The sequence below is a fragment of the Methylocystis sp. H4A genome, from assembly GCF_015709545.1.
Classification (GTDB): Bacteria; Pseudomonadota; Alphaproteobacteria; order Rhizobiales; family Beijerinckiaceae; genus Methylocystis; species Methylocystis silviterrae.
On sequence record NZ_JADNQY010000022.1, the window covers coordinates 95,034 to 111,299 of the forward strand.

14 protein-coding genes and 1 riboswitch are annotated in these 16,266 nt (G+C 62.5%); of the genes, 11 read left to right on the top strand and 3 right to left on the bottom strand.

The window, feature by feature from the left end; translation table 11 throughout:
• The first annotated feature begins 37 nt into the window (after window positions 1-37).
• The 5 genes from IYW40_RS08400 to IYW40_RS08420 all read left to right on the top strand — a co-directional run bounded on the left by IYW40_RS08400 (window position 38) and on the right by IYW40_RS08420 (window position 6,090).
• Window positions 38-1,426 (top strand): M20/M25/M40 family metallo-hydrolase, encoded by a 1,389-nt coding sequence (locus tag IYW40_RS08400; protein WP_196400230.1) that lies wholly within the window; start codon window positions 38-40, stop codon window positions 1,424-1,426.
• Between the two features lie 58 nt (window positions 1,427-1,484).
• Window positions 1,485-1,689: riboswitch (cobalamin riboswitch) on the top strand.
• A 110-nt stretch (window positions 1,690-1,799) separates the two neighbouring features.
• Complete coding sequence (locus IYW40_RS08405; RefSeq protein ID WP_196400231.1) at window positions 1,800-3,878, top strand: TonB-dependent receptor; 2,079 nt, start codon at window positions 1,800-1,802, stop codon at window positions 3,876-3,878.
• A gap of 24 nt (window positions 3,879-3,902) precedes the next feature.
• Window positions 3,903-4,502, top strand: coding sequence for a hypothetical protein (locus IYW40_RS08410; RefSeq protein WP_246720723.1), 600 nt, complete (start codon window positions 3,903-3,905; stop codon window positions 4,500-4,502).
• 53 nt (window positions 4,503-4,555) lie between these two features.
• A complete protein-coding gene (locus IYW40_RS08415; RefSeq protein ID WP_196400233.1) occupies window positions 4,556-5,107 on the top strand; it encodes a hypothetical protein in 552 nt (183 codons plus the stop codon).
• Between the two features lie 326 nt (window positions 5,108-5,433).
• The gene (locus IYW40_RS08420; protein ID WP_196400234.1) at window positions 5,434-6,090 is read left to right on the top strand and encodes a sensor histidine kinase; all 657 of its coding nucleotides are present in this window, start codon (window positions 5,434-5,436) and stop codon (window positions 6,088-6,090) included.
• A gap of 136 nt (window positions 6,091-6,226) precedes the next feature.
• On the opposite strand, the gene IYW40_RS08425 is transcribed toward IYW40_RS08420, so the two are convergent.
• Window positions 6,227-7,177 carry a LysR family transcriptional regulator gene (locus IYW40_RS08425; RefSeq protein ID WP_196400235.1) on the bottom strand — a complete coding sequence of 317 codons (951 nt, stop codon included), beginning with the start codon at window positions 7,175-7,177 and terminating at the stop codon, window positions 6,227-6,229.
• A 244-nt stretch (window positions 7,178-7,421) separates the two neighbouring features.
• On the opposite strand from IYW40_RS08425, the gene IYW40_RS08430 reads away from it, so the two are divergent.
• The 5 genes from IYW40_RS08430 to IYW40_RS08450 all read left to right on the top strand — a co-directional run bounded on the left by IYW40_RS08430 (window position 7,422) and on the right by IYW40_RS08450 (window position 11,380).
• Window positions 7,422-8,081, top strand: coding sequence for a DUF938 domain-containing protein (locus IYW40_RS08430; protein WP_196400236.1), 660 nt, complete (start codon window positions 7,422-7,424; stop codon window positions 8,079-8,081).
• Between the two features lie 31 nt (window positions 8,082-8,112).
• Complete coding sequence (locus IYW40_RS08435; RefSeq protein WP_196400237.1) at window positions 8,113-8,859, top strand: SDR family NAD(P)-dependent oxidoreductase; 747 nt, start codon at window positions 8,113-8,115, stop codon at window positions 8,857-8,859.
• Window positions 8,860-8,892: 33 nt separating this feature from the next.
• Window positions 8,893-9,516, top strand: coding sequence for a DUF1326 domain-containing protein (locus tag IYW40_RS08440; RefSeq protein ID WP_196400238.1), 624 nt, complete (start codon window positions 8,893-8,895; stop codon window positions 9,514-9,516).
• Entirely contained in the window at window positions 9,504-10,313 is an 810-nt protein-coding gene (locus IYW40_RS08445; RefSeq protein WP_348644257.1) for a DUF2182 domain-containing protein, read from the top strand. Before IYW40_RS08440 ends, IYW40_RS08445 begins: the two co-directional genes overlap by 13 nt.
• A gap of 356 nt (window positions 10,314-10,669) precedes the next feature.
• Window positions 10,670-11,380: a L,D-transpeptidase gene (locus IYW40_RS08450; protein WP_175093758.1), complete on the top strand. Its 711-nt coding sequence runs from the start codon at window positions 10,670-10,672 to the stop codon at window positions 11,378-11,380.
• Between the two features lie 134 nt (window positions 11,381-11,514).
• On the opposite strand, the gene IYW40_RS08455 is transcribed toward IYW40_RS08450, so the two are convergent.
• Window positions 11,515-12,054 (bottom strand): cob(I)yrinic acid a,c-diamide adenosyltransferase, encoded by a 540-nt coding sequence (locus IYW40_RS08455; protein ID WP_348644258.1) that lies wholly within the window; start codon window positions 12,052-12,054, stop codon window positions 11,515-11,517.
• A 316-nt stretch (window positions 12,055-12,370) separates the two neighbouring features.
• Between IYW40_RS08455 and hemA the strand changes: the two genes are divergently transcribed.
• Window positions 12,371-13,657, top strand: a complete 1,287-nt coding sequence (gene hemA, locus IYW40_RS08460; RefSeq protein ID WP_196400239.1) for a 5-aminolevulinate synthase — start codon at window positions 12,371-12,373, stop codon at window positions 13,655-13,657.
• A gap of 70 nt (window positions 13,658-13,727) precedes the next feature.
• On the opposite strand, the gene IYW40_RS08465 is transcribed toward hemA, so the two are convergent.
• Window positions 13,728-16,043, bottom strand: a complete 2,316-nt coding sequence (locus IYW40_RS08465; RefSeq protein WP_196400240.1) for a S8 family peptidase — start codon at window positions 16,041-16,043, stop codon at window positions 13,728-13,730.
• Window positions 16,044-16,266 lie beyond the last annotated feature (223 nt).

A 16,266-nucleotide genomic window follows, 5' to 3' on the forward strand; every position in this document is an offset into this window, starting at 1 on the left:
AGGCACTAGTTTCGGCTCCTCACCGAGGAGCTGATTCATGGCCGCGATCGAAGCCGTCCTCAATACGATAGACGCCAATCTCGACGCTTCGAGAGAACGCCTGTTCGATCTCTTGCGCATTCCCTCCGTTTCGACCGATCCGGCCTATAATGCGCAATGCCTGCGGGCGGCGAACTGGCTCAAGGATCAGCTCAACGGCCTTGGTTACGAAGCGCAAGTGCGCGAGACGCCCGGCCATCCGATCGTCGTCGGCCACGCCAAGGCGAAGCGCAAGGATGCGCCGCATGTGCTGTTCTACGGCCATTATGACGTGCAGCCGCCAGACCCGCTGGAGCTGTGGGAAACCGAGCCCTTCGCGCCGCGGCTGACCGAGGGCAAGGACGGCAAGGACATCGTCGCCCGCGGCGCCTCGGACGACAAAGGCCAGCTGATGACTTTCGTCGAAGCGTGCCGCGCCTTCGAGGCGAATGGCGGCCTGCCGTGCAACGTTACTTTTCTGTTCGAGGGCGAAGAGGAGACCGGGTCGCCCTCGCTTCCGGGATTTCTCGCCGCGCATAAGGACGAACTCTCGGCGCCAGATCTCGCGCTTGTCTGCGACACCAGCATGTGGAACGCGTCGACGCCGGCGATCACGGTGATGTTGCGCGGGCTCGCGCTCGAAGAGGTGATCATCAAAGGGCCGAGCCATGATCTGCATTCCGGTATGTTCGGCGGGCCGGTGCTGAATCCGATTCATGTGCTGGCGAAAATCATCGCCGATCTGCATGACATCGAGGGCAAGGTGACGCTGCCCGGCTTCTACGCCAGCGTGCCGGAGATTCCCGAAGACATCGCCGAGCAATGGCGCGCGATCGACTTCGATGAGGCCAAATGGCTTTCGGAAATCGGCCTCACGCGCGTTGGCGGCGAAACGGGCCGCGGAATTATCGAGCAGATCTGGGCGCGCCCGACCTGCGACGTGAATGGAATCATCGGCGGCTACACCGGCGCAGGATCGAAGACGGTGCTGCCCGCGCAGGCGTCGGCGAAATTCTCATTCCGCCTCGTCGGCAAGCAGGACGCCAAAACGATCCTGGAAAGCTTCCGCAGTTTCGTGCGCGAGCGTCTGCCGACGGACGCCAAGGCCGAATTCATTTCACATGGCGCGTCGAACGCTTTGCAACTTCCCTTCGGCTCGGAGGCGCTCAATCGCGCGCGCCGCGCGCTTGCCGAAGAATGGGAGAAGGAAGCGGTGCTCGCGGGTTGCGGCGGCTCGATCCCGATCGTCGGCGCCTTCAAGCGCGACCTCAATATGGATTCGCTGATGATCGGCTTCGCGCATGACGACGACCGCATCCATTCGCCCAACGAGAAATATTCCTACACATCGTTTCACAAGGGAACGCGCTCCTGGGCGCGTGTGCTTGCGGCGCTGGCGGCGGCGTGATCGCAGTGAGAGGAGCAATCTTCTACGGCCACGCTCTTGACTCGTGATGCGATCGGCATTCTATTTTGCAGCAGACGGTTCCTAACGGGATCAAAATGGGAATGCGGTGAGCGCGCTGCTTCGTGCGCAATTCCGCGGCTGCCCCCGCAACTGTAAGCGGCGAGCCGACGACCACTAAGCCACTGGAGCCATAAGGCTCTGGGAAGGCGGTCCGAGGCGACAACCCGCGAGCCAGGAGACCTGCCGTCGCTTCGTGGTCACGCGCGAAAGCGTCGGGCGGGGTGCACCGATGCGGCCGATGCCTCTCGCCTTGTCGGCGTGTGGGCAAAGACCTTCGCAGTGACGGCCCACGTCTCGCTGCGAGTCTACGCGCATGCATATCCACATTCAGAGCCCCGCCTTGCGCGGCGCATTTCTGCTGTCCTTATCGCTCTCCACTTCCGTCGCTTTCGCCCAGCACTCCTTGCCGGTCATCGAGGTCGGCCCTTTAAGCCCGGCGCAGCCGGGTTCACCCGGCGCCGACGTCGAAGACCAAACCGTCGTCACGCCGACGCGCGTTGAGCAGCCGGCATCGAGCACTGGCGCTTCGGTCAGCGTCATTCATGCGCGTGACATTCAAAAGCGCGGATCGCTCGGCTTCAACGACGTTCTGCGGGGCGTTCCGGGACTTGACGTCTATTCGAATGGCGGGCCCGGCGCGCAGACCTCCGTCGCTTTGCGGGGCTCGACGCCAGGTCAGACGTTGGTGCTGATCGACGGCATCCGCATTGGCGATCCGACGAGCACGGACGGTTCGGTCGACTTCGGTCGGCTGCTTCCGACCGACATCGAGCGGATCGAAGTGCTGCGCGGTCCGCAATCGGCGCTTTACGGCTCGGACGCGATGGGCGGCGTGATCAATATCATCACGCGTCGCGGAAAGGGCGCGCCGCAAGGCTGGCTCATGTCGGAAGGCGGCGCCTATGGGACGTCGTCCTCGCGCGCGTCGATCTCCGGCGCCGACGGGCAGGGCTCCTACGCGCTGTCGATCTCCGGCCTGCATGCCGATGGCTTTCCGCGCTACGGCTATCGTCAGCAGCGCCCCATCGTGATCGGCGATCAGACGACGCCGCTGCCGCCGCTGCCCGCCAATGATCCGACGAACAATGTCGGCGTCACCGGGCGCATCGGCTATGAATTCACCGAAGATGCGCGGATCGAGGCGGGCCTTGCCGGCTACGACAGCGCCATTCGCTACGACAATCCCTACGCCTTCAGTCCTTTTAGCGTTTTCGATTCTTTCAATCATCAGCATGCGACATTCATGCAGGGCTATGTGCGGCTCGGCGCCGATATGTTCGACAAGAGTCTACGCAACCGGCTGACGCTCTACGCCAACCGCGGCAATCGCGACGCCTGGATGACGGAAGCCTGTTTCGACATGCAGAGCTTCCTGTCGCAAAACTGCCGCTTTGGCTATCTCGGCGGGCGCAGGGGCGTCGAATATCAAAGCGATATCGCGCTTGGCGCCTTTGGTCTCGCGACGCTTGGCTCGCGCGTCGAAACCGAGACGGCGCAGAATTCGCGCGAAGCCTGGATCGTCGATGATTACGCGCCGACGCACGCCGTCCAGACGACATGGTCGGGCTATGCGCAGCATCAATTCACGCTCTTCGACCGCCTCGATATTTCCTACGGGGGCCGCGCCGATGCGGTGAGCAAGAACCAAACGTTTCTCACCTGGCGGACGATGGCGAATTTCCGCATCGATGAGATCGGCATGCGGCTGCGCGGCTCCGCCGCCACCGGCGCCAAGACCGCTTCGCTCTTTCAGAGGTTTTCCGAATATGGCGATCCGGCGCTCGCGCCCGAACGCGTGCTCGGCTTCGACGCCGGCATAGATCAGAGCTTTTTTGGCGGGCGCGCCACGGCCTCCGTCTCCGTCTTTGCCAATCGCTATGCGAATCTCGTGCAGTTCGGCAAGGCTGAGAGTTGCGCGTCGACGCAAATCTTCGGCTGCTATTTCAACGTCGGACGAGCGGATACGCGCGGCGTCGAATTTTCGGGTGAAGCCAGTCTCGTGCCCGGCGCTCTGCTGTTGCGCGGAAGCTACACGTTTCTCGCCGCGCGAAATCTCGATGACGACGAGAACAGCATCTACGCTGGACGCACGCTGCTGCGCCGTCCGCGTCACAAGGGCATGTGGTCGGTCATTTATACGGGCGCGCCGGGTCTCGAACTCGAGGCGCGCGCCAATATCGTCGGCTCCGCGCATGACGTGGATTTCATCTTCAACAAACGCGTGATGCTCGCGCCCTATGTGCGGCTCGATCTCTTCGCGAATTACAGGCTGACCGACCAGCTGACGCTGCATGGGCGCATCGAGAATGTCGGCAATGCGCTCTACGAGGAGGTCTACAACTATTCCACGACGGCGCGCGCCTTTTATGGCGGCGTGAAATACGCCTGGTGACGAATGAATGGCAGGGAGATCGATATGGAAACCAACGCGGACGTGACGCCAAGTATAACGCCAAGACGCATCGTCGAGCCTGATGGCGCGGCGCTCGATGTCTTCTCGCTGCCGACAGATCCGGCGAGTCTCGAAGAGCTCATTCGTGACCTTTTCGAACATCACTGGCGCGAGATCGTCTTCGGGCCGATCATTCAAGGCGCGGCGTGGGAGATCCACGCCGACCGCGCGCCGACGCGCATCAGGCTGCTCGACGGCTATCTCACGGTCGCCTTCGGCGTCACGCATTTTCACGTCTGCATCGGCGAGAACAAGGGATCGCGCGCGCGGCCGACGTCGCCCGAACTTGCAAAACTCAGGCGCACGTCGCGCGCCGAACTCTATCGCCGGCGAAACATGAGCTGCGTGCCGATGTCGTGGGGACTGCAGCTGTTCAACGGCGCCGGCGAACAGCAGATCACCGTGCTGCTGCCCAATCCCTTCCTCGACGCGGAGACGGACAAAGTCCTGAAGGAACCGGATTGGTCGCGCCTCGCGCTGTGGGACAAATTGCGTGCGCGCTGGTTTGGCCTGCACGAACCCGATCCCATCGATCGTTCAGCAGGGCGGTTGCGCGGCGGCTGACGCGCCGCGCTTATGAATTCACTTCCCCAATGTTCACTTGAAAGGAGAACCTCATGTCGCTGACGCTTTCCACTCTTCCGACGACAAACCGCCGCGCTTTTTGGTTCGCGACCTTCATCGCCGCGAGCATTATTCTGAGCTTCGGTTGGGCTTGCGCCTTGCCGCTCGCGGGTTTCGCCGCCGTCGCCGCGCTTACAACGGCGCGTCGCGAGGCCCTGCTGCTGACGGGCGCAGTCTGGTTCGCCAATCAGGCGGTCGGCTTTCTGTTCCTGCATTATTCGACGGACGCCATTACGCTATTCTGGGGCGGCGCGCTCGGCGTCATCGCTCTGCTCTCCTGTGAAAGCGCCGGACTGATCGCGCGCCGCTTTCATGGGTTTGCTGGAGGACTCGCCGCTTTCCTTGCGGCCTTCGTCGTCTATGAGAGCCTGATTCTGGCGGTCACGGCGGCGACAGGACCCGGCGTCGATCATTTCACCGCGCCGGTCGTGACGCGGATCTTTCTCATCAATCTCGGCGCCTTTGCGGCGCTGTTGATGTTGAAGGCGGCCGCCGCAGTTGCGTATCGCGATGCCGCGAAGACGTTCGCTTCGCGCCCGATCTAGGCGCGAAGGAGCCATGGACGAAGGTGCTCGCGACCCTCAGCGGATGTTTAATGCGGCTTTGGTTGAGTCGCTGACCGGTGAGATCCGGGAAGAAGGAAAGAACAAGGACTAACTCGCGATGGCCTTGTTCTTTTCGCCGAACAGGGAATCGTCGCCAGCGCGTGCGCGTCGCTTCTGACCCTCTCCACAACGCGACCCACACGTCTGAGTTTGCTTCGAAAAATATCTGAACATAAAACAGCCAAGATAAATATGCTTGATACTAGAACAACTTACAGGATTGAGGCATAATCGTTTTGAATGTAGCATCAGACGGATCGCCGGAATTGAGGCGGGAAATAGCCTCGCTGAGAGCGCAGCTGGCCGCGTCGCAGCAGCGCTACGAAGAGATTTGCCATCGGATCAGAAACGAATTGCAGGTCTTATCGGCTCTCTTTGCCGCGCAGCGGAGACAGTGTGGCCATCCGGTACAATGCGACATCTGCGTTTCGCGCATCTGCGCGACCGCGGCGCTCCACGGCGCGCTCGATACGAATGAGCACGAGATTTGCAGCCTCGGCTCTTTCGTTAGGCTTCTCGCCGAAACTCTGCATTCGGCCTTTGACAGTCGTTATGAGAGCATCGTGACCATAGACGGGGATTTCGAAATTGACTGCGCGCGCGCAAAAAGCGTCGGGCTTGTGGTCGTCGAAGCGACGGTAAATGCTCTCAAATACGCCCTCGTCGGTCTCGAGAAGGGCAGGATCGAAACGCGCGTCCGGTGTTTTCGGGGCGAGGTCGAGCTTGTCGTTGAAAACAACGGAGCGCCCTTTCCTTTAAAAACATTGTCCCAGTCGACCAAAATTTCAGGAAAGGGCCTTACGCTCATGCATGATATTGCGGCGCACCTCGACGGAGCCTTGGAGATCACGCCGAGTCCCATGGGAACTGCCCTGCGGCTCACTTTTCGGGTCGCTCCCGCAGCGATGCTAGGGGTTCGATAAGCCACGGCGATTTGCTCAAGCGCGCACTGCGGTCGAACGCGCCAGCGCGAACAAGAGATTCTCAGTCGATTGACAGGCCCGCGGCCCGACGCGGATCTTTGTCGGGCCGTGTTCCTGCGGCGTGTCGATCCTGCGCCTAGGCGCCAGCGCCGACGTTCGCATCGTTGCCGCTGTCGCGGCGGCAGGCCATCCGCACGCGTTCCCGCAGCCACATATGCGCGTGATCTTTTTCGTGGCGCGGATGCCAAAGCATCATCAACGCGTAGCGCGGCAGGTCGATCGGGATCTGCAGGATTTTGAGTGGAGCCAGCTGTACGAACTGCTCGGCCATCCTTTGTGGCAGACAGAGCATGAGGTCGGTCTTCTCGAGAATCCAGGGCGTCGTCAAGAAGTTCGGCAGAACAAGAAAGACGTTTCTACGTAGCCCCAGCTTTGCGAGACTGTCGTCGATCAGGCCCGTCCCTGCTTCCCGCCAGCTGATCAGCACATGCTTGCATTCCAGAAATTGCGCCAGACTGATGTGATCGCCCGGGACTTGCGCGTTCGATTTTCTTGTGAGGCAAACGATGCTCTCGCCCATCAACATCTGCGAACAGACATGCGGCGCGCCGCCGAAGATTGCGTCGAAGCCGATCGCCAGATCGATATTGTCTTTCTCGAGCACGATGTGGGGCGGCCCGGTTATCGGCTGCCGAATATGCACCTCAACATGTGGGGCGATGCGGATCATCGACTCGGCAAGCGTCGGCAACAGGGCGAACCCGACATAGTCGCTTGTGGAGATCACGAAACGCCGGCGACTGGTCGCGGGATCAAATTCTGGCGGGGGTTCGACAATCCTTTCGATCTCCCGAAGCACGGCCGCCGTTGGCTCCAGCAACGCAAGCGCGCGCGCCGTAGGGACCAAACCCGATGCGGACTTCACCAGTATCGGATCGTCGAGCTGGTCGCGCAGCCTGCGCAAAATATGGCTCATGGCGGGCTGGCTCAGGCATAACTTTTCTGCGGCGCGCGACACGTTCTTCTCTTCGAGAAGCGCCTTCAACGCCAGCAACAGATTGAGGTCGAAAGACTTGAGGTTGACCATCCTGTCGCTGCCTCCTGCGAATTGAGACTGCTGTTCCGAACTCGTCGACGGCAGCTCGTCTAGGGGTTTAGTTCCCCGAATGAGTTCATAAGATTTTCGAATTTTACCGCGTCGGCGACAATCGATAAAGCTTCCGACGGCTTGGGCCGGAACAAGATCCAAAAATGAAGGCCGCGAAGCGTTCGACGCTTCCGCGCCGTTGGGCGAGCGGCGCAAGCGTCGAGGAAAGCCGAGGAGGACCGCCATGTCCATCAATGTGCCTGCGGACCGTCCGCCGATCGATCCGCATCCGCTCAGCCCCTATGTTGCGTGGGCCGGGAATCGAAACCGTGATCCGATTCTCAACATGTTCAGAGTGATCTTTCCGAACAGCGGCAATGTGCTGGAACTTGCGAGCGGCGCTGGCAACCACATCAACTATTTCGCGCCGCATTTCCCAAATCTGTCGTTTCAGCCTTCCGACTATGACGTCGAAGTGTTCGATTCGATCAAGAAGAAGCGCGACGAAGCAGGCGGCAAGAATATCTTCGATCCCATCAAAATCGATCTGACTGAACCACAGACCTGGCCCAGCGCCAGCGATCGGCTCTACGACGGCATTTTCGTGGTGAACCTCTTCCAGGTCGCGCCGGTCTCGATCTGCGACGGCATCGCTCAAGTCGCCGACCGCGTGTTGACCAAGAATGGCTTTGTCGCGATCTACGGACCCTTCAAGGTTGACGGCAGTTATACGACCGAGTCAAACGCCGCTTTCGATCAGGAGATCCTCGCGCCCAAGATTGCCGAATGGGGCCTTAAGGACGTGCGTGATCTCGAACGCGCCGCCAACGCACATAATATCGCGCTTAAGAAAATTATGGACATGCCGGCGAACAACTTCATTCTTCTCTTTGGGCGCGCATGACGCGAGCGCGGCCGAAGAGAATTGACGCGCCATGACAGAACCGGCGATGGCGAATAGGGGGGTGGCGCTCGTGACTGGCGTTGGCGCCGAGTCGGGCCTCGGCGCCGCGTTGGCGCGGCGTTTCGCGCGCGAAGGGCTCCGCGTCATGGTCGCGGGCCGCACGCCGGAGCGGCTGCGAATCGTCGCCGAGCAGATTGCCGCCGCGGGCGGCGCGGTCGCGATCAAAGTCGCAGACGCCACGAGCGAAGCCGATGTCGCCGCCCTCTTCGACGAAGCAGACCGCGACGGCGACCTCGCGCTGGTCGCCTACAATGTTGGGAGCAATGTCGCCGCTTCCACTCAGGACACGACGCCCGAACTCTTCGAGCGCCTGTGGCGACAAAACGCTCTCGGCGGCTTCGTCGTCGGGCGGGAGGCGGCCCGGCGCTTCTCCCAGCGCGGACAAGGCACGATCCTGTTCACCGGCGCAACGGCGTCCTTGCGCGCGCGTCCGCCCTTTCTTGCCTTCGCCGCCGCCAAAGCCGCCTTGCGCGCCGTCGCCCAAGGCCTTGCGCGCGAGTTCGGTCCGAAGGGCGTTCATGTCGCCCATATCGTCGTCGACGGCGTGATCGCGGGCGAATATGCGGCGACGAATTTCGCCGACTACGCGCGCTCCAAAGGCGCGGACGGCGTCCTTGCCGTCGACGACATCGCCGACGCCTATTGGGCGCTGCACTGTCAGAAGCGCAGCGCCTGGACTCACGAAATGGACCTTCGGCCCTTCAAGGAGCCTTTCTAGGTCCGCAAATTACCGCCGGGGAGAAAGCAGAAAATGGCGACGCGAACGAAGTGGCGCTTTGTCGGCGACTATCTCGAGAACTGCAATTGCGACATCGTCTGTCCCTGCCTAGTCTCGACCAAGGCCATGATGGCGACTCCGACACAAGGGTGCTGCGACAACATTTTGGCGTTCCACATCGACAAAGGCCATTATGGCGACGTGGCGCTGGATGGGCTGAATGTGGCGCTCGCAGCGCATGCGCCAGGCCCAATGGCGGAGGGCGACTGGACGCTCGCCGTCTATATCGACGAGCGTGCAACCGACGAACAGACAGCCGCTCTGGGCGCAATTTTCGGCGGCGACGAAGGCGGACCGATGGCGGCTTTCGCGCCTTTGGTCGGAACGCATCTCGGCGTCAGGAAGACATCGATCCATTACACGATCGAGGGAAAATCACGCTTCGTCGAAATCCCGGGCATTCTCGCCGTCGCCGTCGATCCGCTCGCGAGCATGCATCCGAGCGGCGAAATCTGGGGCATGACCGGGCATCCGCTCGCGCCGGAGAAAATCGCTTTCGGCGTCGGCCGCACGGGAAATCATTTCAGCGACCACGGCATGGACTGGAATAATTCGGGCCGGAACGGGCATTACGCGCCGATCGAGTGGTCGAATTGACGGATGGCGCCCCCCGCATCGAACAGACGCGCGTGGACCTGATCGCGCTTCAGCGTAACGCGATCCTTGCCTTGCTGATCGCCTTGTCGGTCGCGGCGTGGGCGCTTCTGATCTGGCAAGGGGCACGTCATGACGCCCATAGCAGCATGGCCTCGCCGTCCATGGGCCTCGGCGCGCCGCTCTTCATCGCCGTCTGGCTGGCGATGACGATTGCGATGATGTTTCCGACGGTGGCGCCGATGGCGCTCACTTTCCACAAGACGCAGGCCGCGCGCCGCAAACGGGGACAGGCCTTCGTCGGAACATGGGCCTTCCTCGCCGGCTATCTGCTCGTCTGGATGGCGTCTGGCCTCCTCGCTTATATTGGCGCGCTCGCCGCGGAGGCTGCCGCCGCGCGTCTGGATCTTTCGGCGCCGACGCAAGGGCGCGTCGGCGGGTTGATCCTCATCGCCGCCGGGCTCTACCAGCTCACGCCGTTGAAAGAGCTCTGCCTGACCAAGTGCCGCACGCCGATCGGCTTCATTATGACCTCCTGGCGCGAGGGGACGCTCGGCGCCCTGCAGATGGGCGCGCATCACGGCGCCTGGTGCCTTGGCTGCTGCTGGCTGCTTTGCGCGATCATGTTTCCTCTTGGCATGATGAACGTCGCCGCGCTTGCGAGCGTGACGGTGATCGTTTTCGCCGAGAAGACCTTGCCGTGGGGTCCCGCCGTGGCGCAGGCCATGGGCATTATCATCTTCGTCTACGGCCTCTTGATCCTGATCCAGCCTCAGGCGCTTCCGATCATCCATGGATGATGGGGCATCGCTGGGCCGCGCATGTCCGCTTTGCTGATCGGCAAGTCGCGTCAGCGCGAACAATAAATCGCTTAGGCGATTGAGATGGCGAGCGCGCTCTCGGGCGCGGGCGACCGCTTCGAGCGCCGCGGTCTCGGCGTCGTCAGAGGCAAGATCGAGCTGCCGCGCTTTCGCGCTGACGATGGCGCTGATTTGTAGTCTCGCCGCCACAGAATGACCGGAATTTCCGGTCAAAGCCGACGTTCTTTACTTTCCGAAAAGCAAGTGATGGCAAGGTCTCGGCTCAGCAAAGACGTTCAGCGGGTTCGGGCCGGAGTATTCTTTGGTCGGCAACTGGACATGGGAACTCCAAAATCATGATTAAGGACGATGGGATAGCCGACGCCGGCGAAACAAACGAGGAAGCTCGACTTGGGCTTGCGTCGGGGCGTCTCAACCGCCGGTCGTTTCTGGTCGGCTCCGCCGTCGGTCTCGGCGCGGCCGGGCTCGCCGGTTGCGTGTCGTCCGACGACATGATGCGCGCCGAGGCGGCGAAGCTTTACGGGCCGGTTCCCAACGACAAATTCGCGATCCCCGCGGTCGATATCAGCAAGGTCGATCCGAAATATTTTCGCCAGAAAGTGCGCTACGCCTCCAAGGAAGCGCCCGGCACGATCATCATCGATCCCGGCAAGTTCCACCTTTACCGCATCGAAGGCGACGGAATGGCCACCCGCTATGGCGCCAATGTCAGCCGCCCCGGGTTCCTGTGGAGCGGTGAAGTTTATATCGGGCGCAAGGCCGAATGGCCCACCTGGACGCCACCCAAGGAAATGATCGCGCGCCAGCCGGAGGCGCGCAAATATGCCGGCGGCATGCCGGGAGGTCTGGAAAATCCGCTCGGCGCCCGCGTGCTGTATCTTTACAAGAACGGCGTCTACACGGTCTACACGATCTATAGCACCAGCGACCCCGAGACGATCGGGCAGGGCATCACGAGCGGCTGCACCGGCCTCCTCAGTCAGGACATGATCGACCTCTACTCCCGGACGCCGGTCAAGACGAAGGTGGTCATGCTGCCGGCATAGCGGACCGACCGGAATCGGTCGGGAGCTCCCGTTGGCCTGCCGTTCGATAGCGGCCACGGCAAGACCGCCGCGAATGTCCGGCATATGCGCGCAGGTCAACGTCGGCTCACGGCGCTAACCCGCCGCCCAAAACCTCACCCGCCGAGCATTCGATCCGCGTGTCCGCTGTGCAGGTCCGCGAGCCGCGCCAGCGCGAACAATAAATCGCTCAGGCGATTGAGATAGGCGAGGGCGCTCTCGGGCGCCGGCGGTTCTTCGAGCGCGGCGACGCTGCGCTCGGCCCGCCGGGCGATGGCGCGCGCCATATGGAGACGCGCGCTCGCCTCGGCCTCTCCCGGATAGATGAAATCGCGCAACGGCGGCAGAGCGTCGGTCGCGCGATCGATCTCGGCTTCGAGCGCCGCGGTCTCGGCGTCGTCGAAGGCAAGATCGATCTTCCGCGCTTCGGCGCTGACGATGGCGCTGATTGTGTAGAGCGCCTTTTGCGCGCCGCTCAAAAGATCGTTCGCCTCGGGGAAGACGACGCGCGCCAGACCCAGGCTCGCCGTCAATTCGTCGAGATCGCCGACCGCCGCCACGCGTGGATCGAACTTCGCCGCCCGCCGGCCTGAGAAGAGACTCGTCTGGCCTCTGTCGCCTTTTTTCGTATAGAGCTTCATCGCCGTCACGCGCACCCCCGTCTCTTCGTTACCTCACGCGAGGCCGGATGGTCATCCCATAAACGCTTCTGACGAAAAAGCCTCGGTGACGGCGGAGCCAGGCAAGGCGCTGCTTTGACGCCGCCGGGCGGCGCCGACAATGCGTGGCGCCATTGTTTTCATTGGCGGTGGCCCGGCGTTGCGCAAGAAAAGAGGCGCGGGCGCGTCATTCGGCCACTCGCCTTTCAGGCGCGGATCGGCTATGTAAGAAAACGTCCAAACTAGACGGCGGGCAGGACGGGGGCCTTGTCGTCGGTTTCGGGGGCAAAGAGAAAAATCAAAGGGTTGGAGCATGGTCTATCGGCGTTACTTCGAGGCCGCCGTCTCCCGTCTAAAGGACGAGCGCCGCTACCGCGTCTTTGCGCATCTGGAGCGCGACGTCGAAGCTTTTCCACTCGCCAATTGGCATCGCGACGACGGCTCGGTCGAGCCCGTGACCATATGGTGCTCCAACGACTATCTCGGCATGGGTCAGCACCCCGACGTGATCGCCGCGATGGTCGACACGGCTGGCAGGGTCGGCGCCGGCTCCGGCGGCACCCGCAACATTTCCGGCACCAGTCACGCCATTGTCGAGCTTGAGCGCGAGCTCGCCGATCTGCACGGCAAGGAAGCCGCGCTCGTCTTCACCTCCGGCTGGATTTCCAATCTCGCGGCGATTTCGACGATCGCCGACCTTCTGCCCAACTGCGTCATTCTATCGGACGCCTCGAATCATAATTCGATGATCGAAGGCGTGAAGCGCTCGCGCGCCGAGAAGAAGATCTTCCGGCATAACGATCTTGCGCATCTCGAAGAGCTGCTAATCGAAGCGGGCGATCGGCCCAAGCTGGTCGTCTTCGAAAGCCTCTATTCGATGAACGGCAATATCGCGCCCGTCGCCGACATCGTCGCGCTGGCGGAGCGCTATGGCGCGATGACCTATGTCGATGAAGTGCATGCGGTCGGCATGTATGGCGCGCGCGGCGGCGGGATCTGCGAACGCGAAGGCGTGATGGGGCGCGTCCATGTGATCGAGGGCACGCTCGCCAAGGGCTTCGGCACGATGGGCGGCTATATCGCCGGCGACGCCGTCATCATTGACGCGATCCGGTCCTACGCGGCCTCCTTCATCTTCACGACGGCGCTGCCGCCGGCCGTCGCGGCCGCCGCCTGCGCCGCGGTGCGCCTGCTCAAACGCCGGCCGGATTTGCGCGCGGCGCATCAGCGCGCCTCGCATATCACCAAACACGCCCTCGCCGCCGCCGGCCTGCCTGTATTGGAAAACGGCTCGCATATCGTGCCGGTGATGGTGCGCGACGCCGAGCTCTGCAAGGCTGCGAGCGACATGCTGCTCGATCGCCACTCGATCTACATCCAGCCGATCAACTACCCGACGGTGGCCAAGGGAAGCGAGCGGCTGCGCGTCACGCCGACGCCCTGCCACACGTCGGCGCATATCGCGAACCTCGTCGAGTCGCTCGTCGACGTCTGGCACACGCTCGGCATTCCCTTCGTCGAGCCGCCGTCGCATCTCCATGTCGAGGAGAAGAGCGACGGGAAGTGCAGCTATCCCGAGATCAAACTCGCGGCGCAGTAGGCGTCGTTCACAAACGCAAAAAAGCGCCGGCCCATGGCCGGCGCTTTGTTCTTTGTGAGGACGCCGCTTGTTATTGCGGCTTGCGCGGCGGCGCGAGACGCCAGGTCACGCGGCCGACTTCCTCATCGCCATACATCTGCCGCGCGTAGATCTCGAACTCCTGCTTGCGCATGTCCTCGGGAATTTTCACGAGGAGTCGCATCGCAATTCGCGCTTTCGCCGGGAAGACGACGTCGGCGAACGCCGTGCGTCCCGCCGACTTGATGGCGACGACGCCCCGCCGCTCGCGGTCGGCGCCTTTGACGGGCCGCGCGGCGATCTTCACGAGTTCAGCCCACTCCAAAGGCATCTCGAGCATCGCTTCCGCCTTGGCTGGCAGACGGCTGGCGATCTCCAGCCGCATGCGGCGGGCCTTGTCCGGCGCGCCGGCCATAAGGAAGGGCATTGCCACGAAGCCCGGAGGCTGGGCGCCCGCCGGCGGCGTATTGTTCACGACGTTGAAGTTACGCCAGGTCACATTGTTGTTGTTGCGGATGAAGCTGCGGAAATTATCCCAGTCGAGGAAATCCGCGGGGGCCGGCGCCGGATCGCCCGTCGCGCCGATCAGCGCCACGAAGCAATAATGTCCGGGCGCCGGAATGTCGGCGGCCTGCCACTGGATCGCATCCGAAACCGTGAGCTGATCGCCGGTCGGAACGGACGGCAGAGTGGTCGATCCCAGCGGATTCCATTGGTCGGGCGTCAGCAGCGTCGAGGGCGGCGCCCAAAAGACTGTCGCCTCGACGTTGTTCGCCGCCGAGCCGCCGCGATTGCGCATGCGGACATAGACGAAATTGTCCTGGCCCGCCTCCGCCTCATAGCCGAGCGCGGCGCTGTTCTCGACGCCGCTGCCTTGGCCGAAGGCGGCTTGCGGATCGGCGACGGCGTTCTGACGCAGGATGACGTCGGGGCTCGCCGAGATCGCGCCCATATGGGCGTCGCCGCTATCGCCGACGAAATCGCGCAGATAGACGTCGGGCGCCAGACTGAGCACGTCGCCGTCGATGATCGCGCGCAGATTGGGCATGACGCCGATGCGGTCGACCGCAGGAGTCTGCGATGGCGTGCCATTGGCGGGATGACTCAATATCTGGCGCAACTGCCACGGGGCGAAGCGATGGCCCAGAGCGGCTTGCGCCAGACCCTGTACGGCGAGCGCCGCGCCCGTCACGATGGGCGACGCGCTCGACGTGCCGTTGAACCCGGTCGTATAGAGGTTTGTCGCGACGTTAGAGTTGTCGGAAGAAAGCGTATCGACGTTCTCTCCCCAGCCATAGCAGTCGATGCGGCTGCCGAAGCAGGAGAAGCCAAGGCGCGTATGCGGCGCGGTCGACGATCCTGCGCCGACGATGATGGCGCCGGAATCTTTGAAGTCGGCGCTGGCGCGATTGAAGACGAGTTCTCCGCTCACACTGACCGTATCGAGATCGACGCCGCCATTGCCGCCGGCTTCGACGACGACGACGCCCAGCGCCGTCGCCAGCCGAATGACGTCGAACACCGCGGGCTCGATCTCCACCGGCACTTTGACGTAGCCGGCGAAGCTCGTCTGCGCCTCGAGCAGAAGCACGTCGCCGAAATTCATGACCGCGACGGCGTCGAGGATGGGCTGAGATGTGCTGTAGCCGCCGCCCGAAAGCCACTGACCGACGACGCGCACGGAGCCGAGCTTCGGCGTGACGCCGACGCAGCCCACCATATTGTCGACCGCGCAGATTTCTCCGAGCACGCCGCTGCCGTGGAAGAAGAAGGAATTGTTCAGCCCGGAAATGATCGAGATGTTATGCGCCGTGAGATCTTCGTGATTGAGCGTCCAGCCCCATTCGAGATCGACCAGCGCCTGATTGGCGCCGTCGCCGCCGGCGAAAAGCCATGCGTATTCCGCGTCAATGCCGTCTGGCGCGGCATCGAGATAACCCTGATTCATGCTGCGCGGATCGTCGGCGGCGTTGACCAGCGGCGGCTCGACGGGCTTTGGTTCGACATAGGCTTTTTCGACGGACGGCCACTGCGAAACGATCCTCGCGACGGTCTCCGGCGCCGTGTCGTCCGGAACATTGAGCACGAAATAGCCGAGGAAATCCGGGGCGTGATAGCTCGGATCGCTGACTTCGGCGCGCGCCATCAGGTCGCGAATCTCGTCCGCTTTCTTCGAAGCGAAGAGAGGGACCATGGAAATGCCCTTGAACTGCTCGGCAAGGCGCGTCCACGCGCCATGAAACCGCCGCTCGATTTCCTTCTCCACCGTGGCGTCGTAGGGCAGTTCTATGCGATCGCGGAATTTGACGACGACTCGCGGATGGTAGCTTCCGACGCGCGCGTCTTTTGGGGCAACTTGCTTAGCCATATAAACCTCCATGAAAAAAATGCGCCTGGCCACATCGCGAGCAGGGCGATGCAAACTCGCTTAGGCGCGCGCCGCACGCTGTGCGCCGCCGCACAATGGTTGGAGGTTGGCGCGGCAGTCGATGGAGATATGGGCGGGGTGTCTCTCCTTAACGTCTTGCGACGCGAGGCCCTTTCTCGACCCGCCGTCGCATGTCGAGAAAAGGCGCGACGGGACGTGCAGC